The 18635-nt window shown below is 57.1% G+C and carries 16 protein-coding genes; 11 read left to right on the plus strand and 5 right to left on the minus strand.

From position 1 onward, the window contains the following. The first annotated feature begins 251 nt into the window (after window positions 1-251). The 3 genes from LOC70_RS24215 to LOC70_RS07155 all read left to right on the plus strand — a co-directional run bounded on the left by LOC70_RS24215 (window position 252) and on the right by LOC70_RS07155 (window position 2215). Window positions 252-386 carry a hypothetical protein gene (locus LOC70_RS24215; protein ID WP_255715653.1) on the plus strand — a complete coding sequence of 45 codons (135 nt, stop codon included), beginning with the start codon at window positions 252-254 and terminating at the stop codon, window positions 384-386. A gap of 80 nt (window positions 387-466) precedes the next feature. Continuing rightward, window positions 467-1612, plus strand: a complete 1146-nt coding sequence (locus LOC70_RS07150; protein WP_230252834.1) for a DUF4013 domain-containing protein — start codon at window positions 467-469, stop codon at window positions 1610-1612. A gap of 135 nt (window positions 1613-1747) precedes the next feature. Next, a complete protein-coding gene (locus LOC70_RS07155; protein ID WP_230252836.1) occupies window positions 1748-2215 on the plus strand; it encodes an NUDIX hydrolase in 468 nt (155 codons plus the stop codon). Window positions 2216-3203: 988 nt separating this feature from the next. Here the strand turns inward: LOC70_RS07155 and LOC70_RS07160 are convergent. Next, window positions 3204-4493, minus strand: a complete 1290-nt coding sequence (locus LOC70_RS07160; RefSeq protein ID WP_230252838.1) for a hypothetical protein — start codon at window positions 4491-4493, stop codon at window positions 3204-3206. A 329-nt stretch (window positions 4494-4822) separates the two neighbouring features. Here LOC70_RS07160 and xseB point away from each other — a divergent pair, with 329 nt between their 5' ends. From xseB to LOC70_RS07185, 5 genes are read left to right on the plus strand one after another with little or no spacing between them, the layout of a single operon-like run. Then, a complete protein-coding gene (xseB, locus tag LOC70_RS07165) occupies window positions 4823-5257 on the plus strand; it encodes an exodeoxyribonuclease VII small subunit (protein ID WP_390889008.1) in 435 nt (144 codons plus the stop codon). After that, on the plus strand, window positions 5257-6210 hold the full coding sequence (locus tag LOC70_RS07170) for a polyprenyl synthetase family protein (protein WP_230252840.1): 954 nt from the start codon (window positions 5257-5259) through the stop codon (window positions 6208-6210). The genes xseB and LOC70_RS07170 overlap by 1 nt, the downstream gene beginning before the upstream one ends. Further along, window positions 6207-8114, plus strand: a complete 1908-nt coding sequence (gene dxs, locus LOC70_RS07175) for a 1-deoxy-D-xylulose-5-phosphate synthase (RefSeq protein ID WP_230252842.1) — start codon at window positions 6207-6209, stop codon at window positions 8112-8114. Before LOC70_RS07170 ends, dxs begins: the two co-directional genes overlap by 4 nt. Continuing rightward, window positions 8111-9001 carry an NAD(+)/NADH kinase gene (locus LOC70_RS07180; protein ID WP_230252854.1) on the plus strand — a complete coding sequence of 297 codons (891 nt, stop codon included), beginning with the start codon at window positions 8111-8113 and terminating at the stop codon, window positions 8999-9001. The genes dxs and LOC70_RS07180 overlap by 4 nt, the downstream gene beginning before the upstream one ends. A gap of 28 nt (window positions 9002-9029) precedes the next feature. Beyond that, a complete protein-coding gene (locus LOC70_RS07185) occupies window positions 9030-9695 on the plus strand; it encodes an RluA family pseudouridine synthase (RefSeq protein ID WP_230252855.1) in 666 nt (221 codons plus the stop codon). A gap of 122 nt (window positions 9696-9817) precedes the next feature. Here the strand turns inward: LOC70_RS07185 and LOC70_RS07190 are convergent, their stop codons facing one another. Continuing rightward, complete coding sequence (locus LOC70_RS07190) at window positions 9818-11701, minus strand: hypothetical protein (RefSeq protein WP_230252857.1); 1884 nt, start codon at window positions 11699-11701, stop codon at window positions 9818-9820. Window positions 11702-11789: 88 nt separating this feature from the next. Between LOC70_RS07190 and LOC70_RS07195 the strand changes: the two genes are divergently transcribed. Continuing rightward, window positions 11790-13301: a sulfatase family protein gene (locus LOC70_RS07195; RefSeq protein WP_230252995.1), complete on the plus strand. Its 1512-nt coding sequence runs from the start codon at window positions 11790-11792 to the stop codon at window positions 13299-13301. A gap of 83 nt (window positions 13302-13384) precedes the next feature. On the opposite strand, the gene LOC70_RS07200 is transcribed toward LOC70_RS07195, so the two are convergent. From LOC70_RS07200 to LOC70_RS07210, 3 genes are all read right to left on the minus strand, one after another. Further along, on the minus strand, window positions 13385-13663 hold the full coding sequence (locus LOC70_RS07200) for a hypothetical protein (RefSeq protein ID WP_230252859.1): 279 nt from the start codon (window positions 13661-13663) through the stop codon (window positions 13385-13387). Further along, entirely contained in the window at window positions 13660-14817 is a 1158-nt protein-coding gene (locus tag LOC70_RS07205; RefSeq protein ID WP_230252860.1) for a Gfo/Idh/MocA family protein, read from the minus strand. Before LOC70_RS07205 ends, LOC70_RS07200 begins: the two co-directional genes overlap by 4 nt. 443 nt (window positions 14818-15260) lie before the next feature. Beyond that, window positions 15261-16091, minus strand: a complete 831-nt coding sequence (locus LOC70_RS07210) for a hypothetical protein (protein WP_230252861.1) — start codon at window positions 16089-16091, stop codon at window positions 15261-15263. A gap of 130 nt (window positions 16092-16221) precedes the next feature. Between LOC70_RS07210 and LOC70_RS07215 the strand changes: the two genes are divergently transcribed. Together LOC70_RS07215 and LOC70_RS07220 are read left to right on the plus strand one after the other, a co-directional pair. Further along, window positions 16222-16395 carry a hypothetical protein gene (locus LOC70_RS07215; protein ID WP_230252862.1) on the plus strand — a complete coding sequence of 58 codons (174 nt, stop codon included), beginning with the start codon at window positions 16222-16224 and terminating at the stop codon, window positions 16393-16395. A 493-nt stretch (window positions 16396-16888) separates the two neighbouring features. Then, the gene (locus LOC70_RS07220) at window positions 16889-18616 is read left to right on the plus strand and encodes a purine-cytosine permease family protein (protein WP_230252863.1); all 1728 of its coding nucleotides are present in this window, start codon (window positions 16889-16891) and stop codon (window positions 18614-18616) included. Window positions 18617-18635 lie beyond the last annotated feature (19 nt).

Raw genomic sequence — 18635 nt, forward strand, 5'->3', positions numbered from 1 at the left:
AGGGTGTGTGGAAGGGCGTTGTGAAACAGGCGATGTCGATGCGCGGATTCTACGATTTGCTTGCATGGAGTGGATGCAAAAAATGCCCCGAATTTTCGAAAGGAAGCGAATGTTCCGGCGAGCCAAATTCGCTGGTCGTTTCGAGCCCTCGGGGCCGCGCAATCGTCACACTCGTGACAACCGTTGCGTTCCTCATCGGCAGTCCGGTTGTACGGGCTTGAGCGGAAACGCAGGTTGTACCGGTTATGCGGATGAAGCCGGCCTTGTCGTCGGTGGTCACCAGCAAAATCGCACGTGAGGAACGAGTCGCGTATAACAAATGGACCGCGATCCGCGAGTTCACGCGTGAGTTGGTTGTCGACGCGATTGCCGACTCGCGACGTTGACACTCGCCAGTCCAATCCTCGCGATTTAAAAAAGTTGGATCCGCCTGCCAAGATCGACCGCCGATTCGCGAACACCCAATATGCGACGCTTCTTTGCAATCATTCGAAAAGCCAGTTGGACGCTGTTTTGTTTGGCGTCCTTGGCTTTGATCTTGGCTTTCGTGACCGCGCTGCCGTTGTTCCAAGTGATCACGCTGGGGTACCTGCTGGCGGTAGCCGGGCATTTGGCTTCCGGTGGAAAGCTGAAGGACGCGTTGCCGAATTTGGAAGCGGCCGGCGTCATCGGCTTTGGCTTTTTGACGTTGGCGTTGGCCTCCGCACCGACTCGCTTGCTCGCTCATTGGGAGTCCGTGGCGGCGGTGATTGATCCCGGATCGCCCGATGCGATGCGACTGCGGTACGGAGCCATCGCCTTGTCCGCGTTTTTGACCGTCTATTTGGGTTGGGCGTGGGCTCGGGGAGGACGGCTGAAGCACTATCTGTGGCCGCAACCCAAACGCTTTTTTCGCGAAGCTTGGCGTCCATCGACGTGGTCCCGTTTTGCCGATCAGGTGTGGGACTTCGTCAAGCAGTTGCGGATCCCGTCGTTGTTCTGGATGGGGCTGCGTGGAGCATTGTTGACGCTGGTGTGGTTGATCCCCGCGTTTGTGATCATGGGAGTGACCCGTGACGGCGACAACGCGGCGGACGGCGTGATCGGTGTGCTGGCGTTGTTGCTGCTGAGCTTCGTTTTGCTGTACCTGCCGATGTTGCAAACCAACTTCGCGGCCCAGAACAATTGGCGAGCGATGTTTCAGTGGCGGCAGATCCGCAAAGATTTTCGCTACGCCCCGTGGTCTTGGGCGGCGGCGATGTTGATCGGATTGGTGTTGATGCCGATTCCGTTGTACCTGTTGAAGATCGAAGCCACGCCTCAGGAGATCACTTGGTTGCCGTGTCTGTTATTCGTCGCGTTCATGTTGCCGGCACGAATCGCCGAAGGGTTGGCGTTGCGACGTTGCCGGCGACAACGTGAACTCGCGGAAACAGGCGAGTGGTCCCCGGGGGTGTGGGGCGGCCGTTGGTGGTTCTTCTCGCGGTGGACGGTGCGATTGGTGGTCATGCCAGCGATCGTTGCGGCGTACGTGTTGGTGTTGTCGGTCAGTCAATACACCAGTTGGGACGGCGTGGAGACTTGGGTTCGCCAGCACGCTTTGTTGGTGCCGGTTCCATTCGTTAGCGTTTGAGCCGCAAGTCAGGCGATTGGTGAGCGTCCATCGATGCGACTTGCCAGATTGGTCTGAAGAGGAGCTGGTGATTGTTGAGCTGGAATTCCAGCGGGTTCCCTTGTTCCGATTTGGATCAAGTGGTAGAAGCGCAGCATGACTCGATTGCCCCACCCGAACTCATCGAAGACGCCTCATCGCAACCGCAAACGCGGCGTGATTGGGGTGATGTTTCGTGAAGACCGATTGTTGATCATTCGGCGGTCCATGACGGTCAACGCACCCGGCAAGTTGTGTTTGCCTGGAGGCGGGATCGAGGCCGGCGAGACGGAGGAGCAGGCGCTCGTCCGCGAAATGCAGGAAGAACTCGCGATTGATGTCACGCCGAATCGTCTGTGCTGGCGAAGCGTCACGCCATGGGGAACCAAATTGGCGTGGTGGTTGGCGGAGTTTCCTGATCACGTGGATCCCGTGCCCAATCCCGAAGAAGTCGCAGAGGTTCACTGGATGACGCCCGCGGACATTTTTTCAGCGCGAGGCGTGTTGCCCAGTCTGCCCGATTTCGTCACCGCATGGCGAAACGGCAAAATCGAGCTGCCGTGGACCGATTCCACTCGCTCGTGAGTGAAAACTCACCTTGTCGGTGGCTGACGTTCTGCTAGGCTACGCGATTCGATCGGGCCCGTGTTGGAGCCCGGTCAGGCTGGCGTTTCGCGAAACCTCGCCTCCCGCACGGGGGTGAATCGATGGCGACCAAGCCGCAATTGAATTTTGCGAGCCGGCCTCTCACGCGTGCGAAACGCATCCCAAAACACTATTTACCGTGAATTCATTCAGGAGAGCGAACTAGGTGGGTACCAAGAAATCTGGCAAAGGACGTCGCAAAGTGGGCCGCAAGAAACGTCGTATGCGAGCCAAGATCCGTCACCGCAAAAAGTGATCTGACTGCGGCTGGGATCTGATCCCAGCAATGCGAACCCACCTTCAATCGCTCCGGTGCCGCCGGACGAATCGTGCGAAACATGTAGGTCCGGTTCCACCGGACGAAGCTGTGCGGCGAAATGTGTAGGTCCGGTTCCACCGGACAAGCTGTGTTGGCTGTGTCCGGTGGAACCGGACCTACGGTTGTTTTCAGCCGGGTTGCGACGGGTTCACTCGCCGTCGCTTTGCAGGCCCAATTCGGCGAGCCAGCGTCGTCCTGTTTTCGGTTGATCGCGAGCTTCGCGTTTTTCGCGTTGAAGGCGTTCCAATTCCTCCTCGAGTTCTTCCGAACGTTTGGCCAGCTCCTGACGTGCGAAACATGTAGGTCCGGTTCCACCGGACAACTGTGCTGGCGGTGTCCGGTGGAACCGGACCTACGGTTGTTTTCAGCCGGAATGGGACGGGGTCACTCGCCGTCGCTTTGCAGCCCCAATTCGGCGAGCCAGCGTCGCCCTGTTTTTGGCTGATCGCGAGCTTCGCGTTTTTCGCGTTGAAGGCGTTCCAGTTCTTCCGAACGTTTGGCCAGCGCCTGAGGTTCTAAACACGTAGGTCCGGTTCCACCGGACGAACTGTGCTGGCTGTGTCCGGTGGAACCGGACCTACGGTTGTTTTCAGCCGGAATGGGACGGGGTCACTCGCCGTCGCTTTGCAGGCCCAATTCGGCGAGCCAGCGTCGCCCTGTTTTTGGCTGATCGCGAGCTTCGCGTTTTTCGCGTTGAAGGCGTTCCAATTCCTCCTCGAGTTCTTCCGAACGTTTGGCCAGCTCCTGACGTTCGCGAGACAATTTGGCTCGTTCGAGCGAGACCTCGATTTCGGCGGATCGGAATTTGTCTTCCCATTCCGATTTCAGTTGAGCGAGTCGCTCGCGTTCGGCAATGACCAGTTCGTCCGAATCGACCATGCCCGCGATTGCGGCGGCGCCAAAGGCGACATGATCGTTGCGCGTGTCTTGGCGGTTCTGCAGCAAGATCTGCAGCTCTTTGATCTCCGCGTTTCGTTCGGAGATGGTCTGCTCGGCTTGTGACAAGCGACCGACCAAATCGTCGATGAACGCGACGGGATTGGATTGCCACGCGGGGTCAATCGTTTCGACCACTTCTTGCGACGATTGCGACAGCGATTCCAGGAACGACTCCGCGTTGAAGTCATCCTGTTCCATCTGTTCGAGGATCCGAGCTTTCCGCTCTTCCCACGACATCGATTCATCGCAGCCTTGCGAGTCGGAAACCACGCCTTGGACACCGCTGGACGCGATCTCAGCCGCGAGGGCGTCGTTTTGGGTTTGCAGCTCGTGCGAATGGTTGCGTTCGGCCTGCAGTTCTTCTTCCAAATGAAGCAGCTTGGCCGTCAGTTGATCAAGTTGATGCAGTGCGTAATCGTTGTGCTCTTGGCCGGCCCACGCGTCCGCTGCTTCAGTGGAGTCATCGTGATCGTCGAAGTTGTGTTGCCCCGGAAGTTCGCACGCACGGTCGTCCGCGGTCAGCCGCGATGCGGGCCATTCGGAGTCGCTGCTTTCTTGCGCGGTGTCCGACAATCCGGACAACATCGACAGGCCATCCAGGCGAAGGTTGAGTCGTCCTTCGAACTCACCCAGGAACGACAGGATCTCTTGCAGTTTTTCGTCGACGCGTTCGTTCGGGGCGTCGTTTGCAGGCTCTGTGACTTTGGGATCGACTGGCGATTCCAAAGCTTCACAACGGATCTCTTCCGTCAGCGATTCTTCCAGCGACACCGGTGTTTCGTCAGCGGACGGTTGATCGGGATCGATGCCCTGGTCGGTGTCTTGGCCGGTCGCGACGGTATGTGGCTCGAGAGCATCTTCTGGCTGCGAGGATGGCAGCGCCGAGACGCACGGATCGGCAGTCTCCGCTTCGGGTTCGTGAATCAGCTCGGTCGTGTTCTCGAGTTGTGAAGATGACATTTCGATTGCGCAGGAGACCTGGTCATCGCAGGCGGGCGACCCTTCGATGTTGGTTGAGCGATCCTCCTGCACCGATTCGTTTACTCGCGACTTGCGGCGCGAATTCGAAGCGGATGAGGAAGGTCGACGTTTTCGTTTCCGGTTATTTCGAGCCATTCGGCTGAAGTTCAATCATTCCAGGGCAAATCGTGTCAGGCATGGCCTGATGGGCGTGATGGACTGTCTGCTATAGTCCTTCGTAGACGCCTCACCGGAAACCTAGACCACAATCATTTGCTGGTCAAAAATTCACGCATCCGATCCCTCCCGCATTCACGAAAAACAAAGTTTTGGCTAAGAAGAAACGGAACCCCCCGGTTGATGACCCTGCGGTCGAGTCCGCCGAAAAGGATTCGTTGCATGCGGACGATGCCGGTACGTCGGAAAATGACGCGGTGGAGTTGGGTGATTTCGAGACCACGCTGGAGGATGTCGAAACGATCGTTCGAAAGCTGGAATCCGGTGCGTTGACGCTGGACGAATCGCTGAAGCAGTACGAAGTCGCCGTGGGCAAAATGCGTCAGTGTTATCAGTTGCTGGATGTCGCCGAACGCAAAATCTCGGTCCTGGCGGGCGTGGATGCGGAAGGTCGCCCGGTGACGCAGCCGCTCGACAACGCGGCCGGCAACGAGTCTCTGCAGCAGAAACAAGCATCTCGTGGGAAACGTCGCGGCGTGGCGGCGAGTGATGCCGGTGACGATTGGGACGAGGGCGTATCGGACTGATGAGCAGCGATGCATTGGGCGAATCCGGCACGGTGGCTGGCGCCGCAGAAGAGTCTTTGAAGCAGTACATGGCTTCGCATCGTCCCGCCGTGGAAGCCGCGTTGGCGGAGGCGTGTGCGGATCAACCGGGCATGCCGACTCGCTTGGCCGAAGCGATTCGTTACGCCGTTTTGGCACCGGGCAAGCGTCTGCGTCCGGTTTTGACGATCATGGCGGCGGAAGCATGCGGCGGTTCGGTCGCGTCCGCGATGCCAGCCGCGGTTTCCGTCGAACTGATTCATGCGTACTCGTTGATCCACGACGATTTGCCGGCGATGGACGACGATGATCTGCGACGAGGCCGTCCGACAACTCACATTGAGTTCGACGAAGCGACCGCGATTTTGGCGGGGGACGCGTTGCAGTCGATGGCGTTCGCTCACTTGCATCGCCATGCGGTGGACGACACTCAGGCCGCGGCATGGATCGGAACACTGGCCACCGCGGCGGGACCCTCCGGATTGGTGGGAGGCCAGGCGGATGACTTGGATGCGGAAAAGCGCACGGTCGATGATTTCGGCGGCCCGGAGGCTGCTCGGACGCATTTGGAAGCCATCCATCATCGAAAGACGGGGGCTCTGTTCACAGCCTGTGCGGCGATGGGTGCAATTTCCGCCGGAGCCGACCAGCGTGCCGTTTCGGCCTTGACCAATTACGCTAGAGCGTTTGGACTCGCGTTTCAAATCACGGATGACTTGCTCGATTGCACCTCCACCGACGAACAGCTTGGCAAGCGAACGGGCAAGGACGATGGACGGGGCAAATTGACCTATCCCGGTTTGATGGGGCTGGATCGGGCGCGAGCCCACGCCGAGGCCATGATTCGCACGGCACACGAATCGCTCGAGTTGTTTGGAACAACCGGCCAGCGGTTAAGAAACTTGGCGGACTTTGTTTTGGAGCGTACGAATTGACTGATCAAAAACACCCTTTGCTGGCCGGCCTGCAGGATGCGACCCCCTTGGCCAATTGGTCTTCTGCGCAGCTGAACGATGCCGCCGTTGAAATTCGCGACGTGCTGTGCAACTTGCTGGCAACCCGCACGGCTCACTTCGCATCCAACTTGGGTGTGGTTGAATTGTGCTTGGCGCTTCACAGCGAGTTTGATTTTCGTACCGACCGCTTGATTTGGGACACCGGCCACCAAGTTTACCCGCACAAGTTGGTGACGGGCCGCTACGACCGATTCGAAACCATCCGCACCGCTGGCGGATTGATGGGTTACCCCAACCCGCACGAAAGCGTTTACGACTTGTTCATGACGGGCCACGCGGGTTGCAGTGTCAGCACCGCGGTTGGGCTGCGCAGTGGCGATGTCTTGATGGATCAGAAGGATCGTCGAACGGTCGCCGTGATTGGCGACGGTGCCTTCCCGTGTGGAGTTGTCTTTGAGGCGCTGAACAACGCCGGCGAGTTGGGCGACGACCTGACGATCGTGTTGAACGATAACAAAATGTCGATCTGTCATCGCACAGGATCAGTGGCTCAGTATCTGGATCGCTTGCGAGGCAATCCGTTCTACACCGGGCTGAAACACGAAGTCACGAAGTTGCTCGACCGAGTCCCCATGTTCGGGGATCCGGCTGAACGACTGCTGGCGCAAATGAAAGAAGGTGTGAAAGCGGGCTTGCTCGGCGGAATGCTGTTCGAGGAATTGGGCATTCGCTACATCGGTCCCATCGATGGTCACGACATCGCGTTGATGCAGAAGTATCTGCGTCTATGCAAAGAGACCCCCGGCCCGGTGTTGTTGCACGTGGTGACTGAAAAAGGACACGGTTACAAACCGGCCGCGGAAGACCCCGTGTTCTTCCACACGCCGCCGGCGTTCGAAGATCGTGGCGGCACACCGGTGACTCGTCGCAGCGAAGGCTGCCCGCCCTACACCACTCACGCTCGCGATGCGATTGGCAAGGCGATGGAGCGTGATTCGCGAGTCACGGTCATCACCGCGGCGATGTGCCAAGGAAACAAGCTCGAACCCGTTCGCGAAAAGTTTCCTGAACGGTTCTTCGACGTTGGGATTTGCGAATCGCACGCGGTCGCTTTCGCGGCGGGCCAGTGCAAAACCGGCATGCGTCCGATCGTGGATATTTACAGCACTTTCCTGCAACGCAGCTACGACCAGATCTTCCAAGAAGTCGCTCTGCAAGATTTACCGGTCGTGTTCATGATGGACCGAGCGGGGCTGACGGCGCCTGATGGTCCGACGCACCATGGTGTGTACGACATCGGATACATGCGTTTGTTCCCCAACATGGTCATGATGGCACCCGGATACGCCCAAGAGCTGCCGATGATGCTCGACAAAGCGTTGACGCTGGATCATCCCGCCGGGATCCGTTATCCGAAAGCCTCTGCTCTCGAAGCGTCGCACACACCTGCACCGATCGAAGTCGGAAAAGCCGAATGGATTCGCGAAGGCACCGACGGGACGATCGTGGCATATGGAGCGATGCTCGAACAAGCCATCGCCGCGGCCGAGCAGTTGTCGGGCGAATTGGACATGGGCGTTGTGAACGCTCGTTTTGTCAAACCGATCGATGCCGAGATGGTTGCCAAGTCACTCGAAGACGGTCGCTTTGTGGTGACTTTGGAAGAAGGCACCGTGGTCGGCGGGTTCGGTTCGGCGTTCCTTGAGTCCGCTGTCGATCAACGATTGGACACTCGCGCGATTCACCGCTTGGCTTTGCCGGACGAGTTTGTCTTGCACGGCGACCGTTCGCAGTTGCTGGACGAGAGTCAGCTTTCTTCCAATAAAATTGCCCAAGTTTGCCGAGAGGCGGCTTCGGAGATTGGTTCCCAGGTTGGTGTATGACCTCTTCCCGCGGTGAAGTTCCGGATTGGTGCGGTTGTGATCGACCGCCACGGATCGTTGTGTTGGGTGCACCTGACAAAAACAACGTCTCGTCGGCGTGGAAGCGATTGCGACCAACGATCCAATCGCATGCGGAACTGATCGCGGCGGACTTTGAGTTCACTTACGACTTCGAAGGCCAAGACATCGATTTGGTCATCGTGATTGGCGGCGATGGATCGATCCTGCAATCGGCTCGTCAGATGGGAACCAACCAAATTCCCGTGTTGGGGATCAACTGCGGGCGTTTGGGGTTCTTGGCGGCTTTGTCGCCCGAGGATTTCCTCGATGCTTGGCCCAAAGTCTGCTCGGGTGATTTTGACATCATTCATCACCTGATGTTGGAGGTCCAACTCGTTCGCGGTGACCAAGTGATCGCCCAATCGATGGCGTTGAACGAGGCCGCGATTTTGAACGGGCCTCCGTTCTCGATTCTGGACATCGATTTGTTCGCCGACGATGAATTGGCGACCCAGTATCGATGCGATGGTTTGATTGTGGCAACTCCCGTTGGATCCACCGCTCACAACCTGTCCGCCGGCGGTCCGATTTTACGTCGCCAGTTGCAAGCGATTGTGATTTCGCCGATCAGTCCTCACACGTTGACCTACCGACCACTAGTGGATTCGGCCGACACGCGATTGGAATTGGCGGTTACCGAACCCAATGAGTCAACCAGCATCGTGGTTGATGGTCGTATTCTAGGAAAGCTCGAGTCAGGAGACCGCGTCCGTGTGCACCGCGCAACCGTGGCGTTTGAAATGATGCGTGTACCAGGCCAGAACGATTATCGAACTCTGCGTGAGAAGCTCGGTTGGTCGGGGCGTTTGGCGCTGCGTCAGCATTGATCACCGCTGAGTAAGGTTCGCGTTGTCGATGATCGAAATTGTGTGGCAGACCGAAGCTTGCCTGGTCGCCAATAAGCCCGCAGGTTTGTCGACCACGTCGCCTCCGGGAACGGATAGTCTCGAGTCTTGCTTGCGCGAACAGCTTCGTGTCGCGAAGGAACCGTGCGACTATCTCACCGCCGTGCACCGGTTGGATCGCCCCGTCTCGGGATTGGTCTTGCTGGCTCGTCGCAAGAAGGCGGCGCGGTTACTCAGCGAACAGTTCCGTGTTCGTTCTGTACGGAAACTGTATGTTGCCGAAGTCGTCGGTGACGCGAGAAGTGTTTGTGATCCTGGGGTTTGGACTGACTACTTGGCCAAGGTGCCGGAACAGGCTCGTGGCGAGGTGGTGTCGGAGCAACATCCGAACGCGAAGCACGCTGAAACGCGGGTGAGTTGCCTGAGTTTCGACTCGGAACGCAACGTTTCGCGGTTAGAACTGCGTCCCGTGACGGGTCGGATGCATCAATTGAGAATCCAATGTGCCCATCGGGGGAACGCCATGGTCGGCGATTCGTTGTATGGCGAAGAGGCTCCGGATGAGTCGCAGGCAAACTCCGAGAACCCACTGCATCTCGTTTCGGCAAAGCTCGAATTTCGAGACCCAACCAACGGTCGAGCCATAACGGTTGAGCTACCAACGCTCCCGTTTTAACGCACGCATTGTGACTTCAATCCAAGCGGAATGGCGCGAGCCATCCGGTGCGAGCTACCCCCGTTCGAACGCGATTCCGGCAATCCGTCCCAACCCTGACCTCATTCTCGCCAGTCCACCGCTCACTGGTTAGGGACGGCAAATCTCAATGGGTTCAGTTGCAAATTCGGATTCGCTTTCCGCAATTGGTTCAATCCTGTTTCCGTGATCCCCGTGCGTTGCACGTCCAACGTTTTTAACTTGGGCATCGCTATCAGACTCGGGACCAACGCATCTGTCACTTCGCTGCCGCTCAACCACAGTGTGGTGATCGATTGCGGCAACGCATCACCGATCGCATCGTCAACGTGAGTGAAGCTTAGGTCGAGTTCTCGCATCTCGGTCGTACCACGTAGCAGTTCCCCGACCTGCGAAGTCACTCCGGTCGCCTCCAGACTCAACTGATCCATCACGACCGTGTCGGAAATCAAACGTCGAACGTCTGCATCACCAACGGGCAAACGTGAAAGGTCGCACCATGTCAAACCCGACAAGGATGGCTGGTGCGCCAACCCTGACTGACTAATCTCGCATCCCGCCAGACACAAGGTTCCGATGGCACCGTCGATTGGGTTCGAAAGTAGGTGAGCGTCATCGACTCGCAGCGAACGCTGGACCTGTGCCGGGGAGCAAACTTCTTCGCTGAAACGTCGGATCATTGCGTCCGTTTCCGAAGACGCGTCCAAACGGTTTGAATAAAGATCAACAAGGTATTTCAGTAAATCACGTCTCGCGTCCGTCCCGGCAACGTCCATCAAATGATGGGTGTGCAAACTGGATTGCGAGTACCAACGTGAGAGATCTGGTTGGGATTGGATTTTGTTTCGCGTCCCACGCAATTCTTCCAGCGTCGCGATTGGAACACCCGCGATCAACGCTTGGTAGCGAGCCAATTGCAATCGCGGCGATTCCCATCCGCCGACGAAGGCCAAGCCATCTGCGTAACGCAGCGATTCCATGTAACCCGCGATACCCTCGATCAACCAAAAATCCTTCGTGGTCGCCGTCGGCAATGCGAGATTGCTGTTTGGACGCCGCCGAGTCGCATGTGCGGAGGCTTCGGTGAACAGTTGGTGACAGACCTCATGGTGCAACGTTGCTAGATCGCGAGCGGGAAAGAAGAACGACATTCGTTGTGTGTCGCTGTAGAAACCGGTGGACGCGGCGACGGCTGCGGCGTCGGTCTCTTGAAAGGCGTTCTGAATGGTCGCACGATATTGATTGGCATCGGCCAATAAGACCACTCGATGGCGTCCGCGTGATTTCAACCGAGTGCGAGGCGACAACGTTGCCAAATGTTCGGACGCGGTGGTGGTGTCCAGATTCCAGTCCTTGGCGAGCAAAGCGATCTGGTCGCGGCCTTCCCAAACGGGAAAGAAAACTTGCGTCCACACCCAATACTCTCGCTCGAGGGCTTCGGCGACACGTTTGGATTCGAGGTCGCTAGCTCGGCTGAGGATTTCGAAATGATCCGTCTGCCAAACGCGAAATGATCCGGGCCGCCAGTCGAGAAGGTTGGGCGCGACACGGCCTCGTCGCTGCGTGATCATGACATCCGCGTCAGCGGGCAAGCCAAACAATCCACGAATTCGCGAGTCCGACGGCGATTCGCGGTGTGCTCGCCAAAGTTCGATGTAGGCGTTCCAGATTTGATCGGCTGCGTTGGGCGAACCGGAACGAGCCGCTACATTCGCCGTTTTACGAGATGGCTTGCCCGATGCGTCGACCAGCGGCGAAAGTGTCTTGGGGTCAGTCGCGGCAGGCAGTGGAATGAAAGCCGTCGTGCGATCGATTTTGTCCCACTCCGGTTTCGTTTCCAACGCTTCCTCAGCAAAGGACCGAGAGGCGGAACCGAACAAAACGGAGAAAAACGAGAACGCGATCAGGTATAGTATGCCACTTGCTCGTTTCGACGATGCGACTCCCTCCCCCAACCCCCACCTATCAAACCGGTTCTTGCTCACCATGCGAAACGATTCGACTTCGTTCACTCGTGCGTTCTCTGTTCCGCGGCCCCACCGCGAACAGTTTTTGGATTGCTTTGCCTGGGCCATCATGGCGTTGGGTTTCATAGCGGTTTCAGTCCTTGGTCAGGCGTCGAGCCAAGCAACGGAACGGAATGTTTTGTTCATTATCACGGATGACGAGAGTCCGACGCTGGGATGCTACGGCGACCAGGCGGCCGTGACGCCAGCCATCGATGCGATCGCAGCCGACGGGATGGTGTTCCGAAACGCTTTCGCCACCACCGCTTCATGCAGTGCCAGCCGCAGCGTGGTGATGAGCGGGTTGCACAACCATCGTAACGGACAGTTTGGACACCAGCACCACTACCACAAATTTGGATCGTTCAACGATGTCGCCGCTTTGTCACTGCCTCGCGTGATGGCCAACGAAGGCTATCGCACCGGCCACATTGGCAAGTATCACGTGGCACCGGAAAGTGTTTATCACTACGAGACTTACTTGAAAGCCAACTCACGCAGCGCGGTCGAAATGGCCAACGCCGCGAAAGATTTTCTGACGAACACCGAGGACGATCGTCCATTTCTATTGTACTTCGGGACTTCTGATCCGCACCGTGGTGGCGGAGTGGACAAGACATCCGATTTGGAGCTCAAGCCAGACTTGTTCGGCAACAAGCCTCGAAAAGGGGCTTACCCCGGCGTGGACGAAGTGTTTTTCAAACCGGAGGACGTGGTCGTTCCTGATTTCCTGCCGGACACCCCAGAAACGCGAGCCGAGCTAGCTCAGTACTACCAATCGTGTGCCCGGGTGGATCAGGGCGTCGCTCGATTGGTCGAGATACTGAAAGAAGCGGATCTTTACGACAAAACCATGATCATCTTCACCAGCGATCATGGGATGGCATTTGCTGGCGGTAAAACGACGGTCTACGAAGGCGGATTGCGGGTCCCGATGGTCGTGCGTGATCCCTATCAATCGAAACGAGGCGTCGAAAGCGACTCGATGATCAGTCACATCGATCTGACGCCGACGATGTTGGACTTTGCCGGTGGTTTGAACAAGGAAACGAACGCGCCCAAGAAACTGGTGCCGGCTCGCAAACTACGCAATGAAATGGGCGTGTCACCACAAGACAACCACAATGGGAACGAGCCTTTTGACCACTACCATGGTCGTAGCTGGATGGATGTTCTCGCGGATCCGGACAAGCCTCATCACGACGAGATCTTCGCCTCGCACACCTTCCACGAGATCCAGATGTACTATCCGATGCGAGTCATTCGTGATGGGAAGTACAAGCTGATCTGGAACATCGCTCACGCGTTGGACTATCCGTTTGCGAGCGATTTGTGGGCCGCGAGTTCCTGGCAGGCTCAACTGGCAAAGGGTTTGGACGCGCCGTACGGTCAGCGAACGGTTGGCAAGTACATTCATCGCCCCGAGTTTGAGCTTTATGACATCGAGGCCGATCCCAACGAGTCCACCAATCTGGCGATCAGCAGCAGTCACACGGAAGTCTTGAAGGCTTACCAAGCCAAGCTGAAGGCCATGCAGAAAAAGTATGATGACCCGTGGATCATGAAGTGGGACTACGAGTGAGTCTCTGACAGCATCTCGACCACACTTTACGGGGTGACTTGAAATGCTTGCCCCGAATAGCAATTTCGTAGCGCTGCGAAGCGCTACAGATGTAGTGGCAGAAACCGTTTGGTTTCGTCATCGGCTTTTGCCTTGGGAGGATCAATCCAAGGCACGCGCTGGTCTTCATCGAGGTAGCTGGAAATCTTGGCTCGCGTTGCTTTGACGAGCGCGGCCAGGATGTCTCGTTCGCTGGCACCTTCCGTTTCCAACCCGTCCAAATTCGCGACGCGTCCGCAAAGACGGCCGGCTTCGTTTCGGCGGATGTAGACGACACAACCAAACGCGGGTTGGTCACCACTGGTAGTCGGCAGCGAAGTCATGCGGATCCTTCTTGTAAGTTCACGCGACGGCCCTCGAGCAAGCTGACTCGGGCGGCTTTCAAAACGGCGGCTGCGTGAAAGGCGTCTTCCAAACCGCTGAGGTTTCGCACCAAGCTGGTAACCGCGCGGTGGAATTGGCCCAACATCTTTTCACCGACGGGTGATTCGCCTTCGAGGAACTCTTGGTGCCGACCCGCGTCGTCAAACCAAACCAGCGTGCCCGGCAGATCGATGAACGCCACACCATTTTGGCAACAAACCTGCATCGCCGCGGGCGGTCGAAAGCCGATGGCCTCCTGCCACTGGGCGGGAATGTAGCTGCCGCAACTGACTTGTGCGGTCACTGGTTGAACAGCCTGTTCCTTCCCGTCACCGTTGGTGGTGTTGGAGGATCCCGAAGGCCCACCGGCTGTGAAGGGATGTATGCTGCCGCGACCGGGGGTGGAGTCTTCGAACCGCATGCTGAGTGCCTGATAGTCGGCGGCTTCCTCCGCGGAGTGGTTGGCCGACATGACGCTGACTGGACGCCCGCCGACCACATAGCAACACCAATCGATCAGTTGCATCAGTTCGGTGCGAGTCATCCGAGCCCGGATCTCTTCCGGATCGACACGGGAGTCGTCGCCGAGTTTGCCTTCCACACCACGACGAGTGATTTGGTCACGACGTCGAACCGGTGCATCTTCCAAACACAATCGTTTGTGGCAAAAGATCAAACGCGGAGGCCCCAGGTGAGTGGCGATCAGCTCTTTCAACCGCAAGGTCGCCGGAGCGAAACGTCGCGGCAAGCCGGCCATGAAAGCCACGCCGGAATCTTCGACGCACTGCATGAAATCACGATCGCGGACCGGGTCGAAATCCAGATCACTGGCCCAGTACACCGCTTTTCCGGCTCGACAGGCGGCCGTGGCGGGCAGGAACCGAAGCCATGAATTTTCAAGCACCAAGACGGCGTCGATGTCATCGCGAGTCACCAAGGCTTGGTAGCCATCGACCGGGTCAGCTTGGAACTCCGATACCGCAGACTCGGCCAATTTCGACACGTTGCAGTAGATGGCCCGAACGTCGAATCGATCGCCCAACATTCTCAATGCCGGTCGATGCATCGTCTGCCATTGATCGCCTAGACCGATCAATCCGATTCGTAGTTTCACTCGAGTTCCTTTCGCAGCCAGACCTGAATCGTCGAATCATCTTGAATTCGACGCGTCGCCTAATCTAGCAGATTCGCGTCTGCAAATCATGCCACCGTCGGCACTTCCGATGCAGATGCGTCTTTCGAGATTGACTCCAATGCCCAGACGACATCAGCCGAAGTTGTGTGATGGGTCGGCTTTGCGGGTTAGGTGGACCATCCCGTCCGTAGGTGTCACCGAATGGCATCAACACTTGGCGAGCTGATCTTGGATGAGATCGATCGCGTTCCGATTTGCAAGTTTCTGGGCGACCGAAGCTCGCAACGCATCGAGGAAAGCTGCTCAGTACTCATGGAACCAAGAGCAAGCAACCAAACGGCAAACAAGCAATCAAGCACAAAAAACGGACGGTGGTTCAAAGGAGCCACCGTCCGCTCTGGAGATCCGTTTTACAACGGCAATCAATATCGCAGGATCAGGTCCAAAGTGACGCGATCTTCGATCACGTCTTTGAATTCCGTCAGCGGGAATTCGTAGGCCACACCGGCTTCCACGTTTCGGTTCGGCTTGTACTTCATCCCAACGTTGTGCGTGACCAAGTCATTGCCTTCGACGTTGGTTGAACCCAAGTTGATCAGGTCTTGTCCCGAGACACCCAGGGCGGCACCGACTTCAGCTTCGTCGACCCAGTGCCACCACGAGTTTTCGGTGAACAGATAGACGCGGTCGGTCAGTTTGACATCGAAGTGGTTGTTCCAGTGAACCGTGGTGCTTTGGACCGACTGATCCACGGGCAGTTGCCAACCGAACGAAGTCAGCAGGTGAGCGTTACCGCCCCACAAACGTTGTCCACCGGATGCGAAGAAGTGAAATTCGCCATCCCCGACGGCTTGAGCGGCTTGCTCGCTGCCCAGAGGAATTTCGTAGGTCAGACCACCGGACACCAGCGTGCCTGTTTGCGTGTTGCGGATGAAGTTGTATTTCAAACCGGCCGAGACATCCGCCCAGCCGGAGTCCAGGACCAAGGTATCCAGCGCGCCTTCACTGTTGTCCAGGATGTACCCGTCTTTCACCGCGATCAGGCTCAACCGTTCGGTCAACGCAATGCGGAACTGCAAGGCAAACAATTGAACCGAGCCACCGGCCGGAATGTTTCCAGGTCCCAGCGTGTTGGGGAACTGGTGCGTGACAAAGATCGGACGCAGTTCCGTCAGGTTGCGTGGGTCCTCGAAGTGGACGAAGTCGATCATCGGGCTGATGAAGTCATCGAAGCAATGGTCGCTTTGACGCAAGCAGTCTTTTAACGAAAGCAAACAACTGCAGGCCTTGCACCCGCTGCAGCCGAGGCCGTCGCAACCGCGATCGCATCCCGAGTCGCAAACACCCTCGCAACCAGAGGTGTCGCAGCACCAATCATCACAGGTGTTTTCATCGCAAGAGAAAACGCCCATCGGATCGCAGCATGCTCCGTGTCCGGCGGACGCGGCGGGCGAGGCCACGATGCCTCCCATCAACATCGCCAACGATGCCAATCCACAAGTCTTTACAAAACGCCAATTGAAACGGCCTGAATTCACCATGCACCTCCTGTGTTGATGGCAAGCCAACTTGATCCGCTCCATTGCTGACCCATCACGGTTCTTGCCTGTCACGTGATGCCATTTCGTCACCAAGTTCGCGGCCAACGCAGGGAACGCGAACAACTCAATCAATCCGTGCGAGTCCATAAACTTTCGCGGACCGAAACAGTTTCCGGTTAAAAGTGTGCAAGGATGGCACAGGTTCAAGTCGATTGGCCCGTCAACGTGCGTTGACGGACCAGCCGGTAGCGGGTCACGTGTTACAATGACCATGTTGAGAATTGAACGGTTTCAATAATCACCGCCAAGACAAGTCGCGATGATCAGCACGACCGGCAGGCCTTACCGTCGGGCAGTCTGCTGATGCGTTCGTTGACGTGACAACCTGGCCGCCGCTTTCCACCTCCAACGATGGATGGCGTCATCGCAGTCGCCAACGGCCGCAGCGCGGCCTTCCTTGCCAACTGTTCAGGACAACCAAGTTCGATTCACCCGAGAGCGAGATAGGAATGGTAGACGCGGCGGACAATCTTTCGATTGCGGCAATGGATCCGGAACAATTGCCGATCCCTCAGCACCAACTTCACGATTGGCCACACTTCGTTGGGCTCTACGCGGGAGAACACGTTGCCGCCACCGAGTTCGTCATCGGTGCCACCTTCGTGGCCATGGGAGCTTCCACGAAGGACATTTTGATCGGTTTGCTGATTGGGAACTTTCTCGCGATTCTCAGTTGGACATTGATCACCACGCCGATCGCCGTTCAGACTCGACTCAGTCTTTATACCTATCTCGAGAAGATTGCCGGTGATTCGATGACTCGCCTGTACAACTGGGCGAATGTGTTGATCTTCACTGTGATCTCGGCGGCGATGATCACGGTCTCGTGCACCGCCGTGCGATTGCTCTTCAATATCCCGGCCCAGTTGCAGTGGTACCCAACGGACCTGCCTTTCGTTGCCGTCGTGTTGGCCGTCGGAATGATTGTGGTGCTGATTGCGATGTATGGCTTCAATGCCGTCGCCGAATTTTCAGGCCTCTGCGGCCCATGGTTGGTGGTGATGTTTGTTAGCGGAGCGTTCGTGCTCTACCCCGCGCTCGCCGAATCGGTGCTCGGGCGAACGACACTTGAAGGTTGGGCAGACTTCCTGGCGATCGGTGACCACTCGATTTGGACTGGCCTCAACAGCGAGGGCAAACCTGGGATTGGATTGTGGGAAGTTGCCGGATTTGCCTGGGCCGCCAACACCATCACACACTTCGGACTGATCGACATGGCTTTGTTGCGATACGCCAAACGAACGGTCTACGGATTGTGCACCAGCGCGGGCATGTTGTTCGGCCACTACATCGCTTGGATCGCGTCAGGGATCATGGGGGCGGGGGCGGCCGTATTGCTGAAGACGAGCATCGTTGAATTGGATCCCGGTGACGTAGCTTTTCGAGCTTTGGGAATGTCTGGCTACGTGATCGTCATCGTCGCGGGATGGACGACGGCCAACGCGAATTTGTATCGCGCTGGTTTGGCCGCTCAAGCAATCTTTCATGATCGTTCGCGAAAGAAGGTCACCTTTGTCGTTGGGTGTGTGACCGTCGCGGTCGCGTGTTTCCCCTTCGTTTTTCGTCAGATTTTGCCTTTGCTGACCTACGCAGGTTTGATCGTCGTGCCTGTGGGGGCGATCGTGTTCGCCGAGCACGTTGTTTTTCCACGCATTGGATTCACACGCTATTGGGCGCGGTATCGGAATCTGCCACACAGCGTTCCTGCGATTGCGTCGTGGATCGTCGGTTTGGCGTTTGGATTTGGGCTGAATGCGATGAATCTGCTTTCGTTTTACTACCTGTTCCTGCCGACTTGGTTGGTGACCATCGTCGTTTATACGCTCTTGGCCAAGAGTTACGGCGCTGCGGAGTCCTATCCTGAGCAGGAGGCCAAAGAGGCACGCCTGCAGTCGGCCATCAAACAATTTCAGCACGAACAAGCGATATCAGAAGGCGAACCGATGAAGGATGTTCGCACAAAAACCAAGGTGTTTCGCTGGATATCGCGGGTCAGTCTGATTCTAATCCTGGTACTCGCTTCGCGTGTTTTGTTACAGAGTCCCGATGTGCCGACGTATGAGGCAAACCGAGACATCTTCTACACTTGGGCATTCGTGCTGACCCTGACGTACTTCGGGTTTGCCTATTGGGTTTTGAATCGTCTCAAGTCGCTCAACTTGCAAACTGCTCATTGACTCTTTGGCTGGAGCTTTC

Origin of the sequence: Rhodopirellula halodulae, assembly GCF_020966775.1 — a bacterium.
Classification (GTDB): Bacteria; Planctomycetota; Planctomycetia; order Pirellulales; family Pirellulaceae; genus Rhodopirellula; species Rhodopirellula halodulae.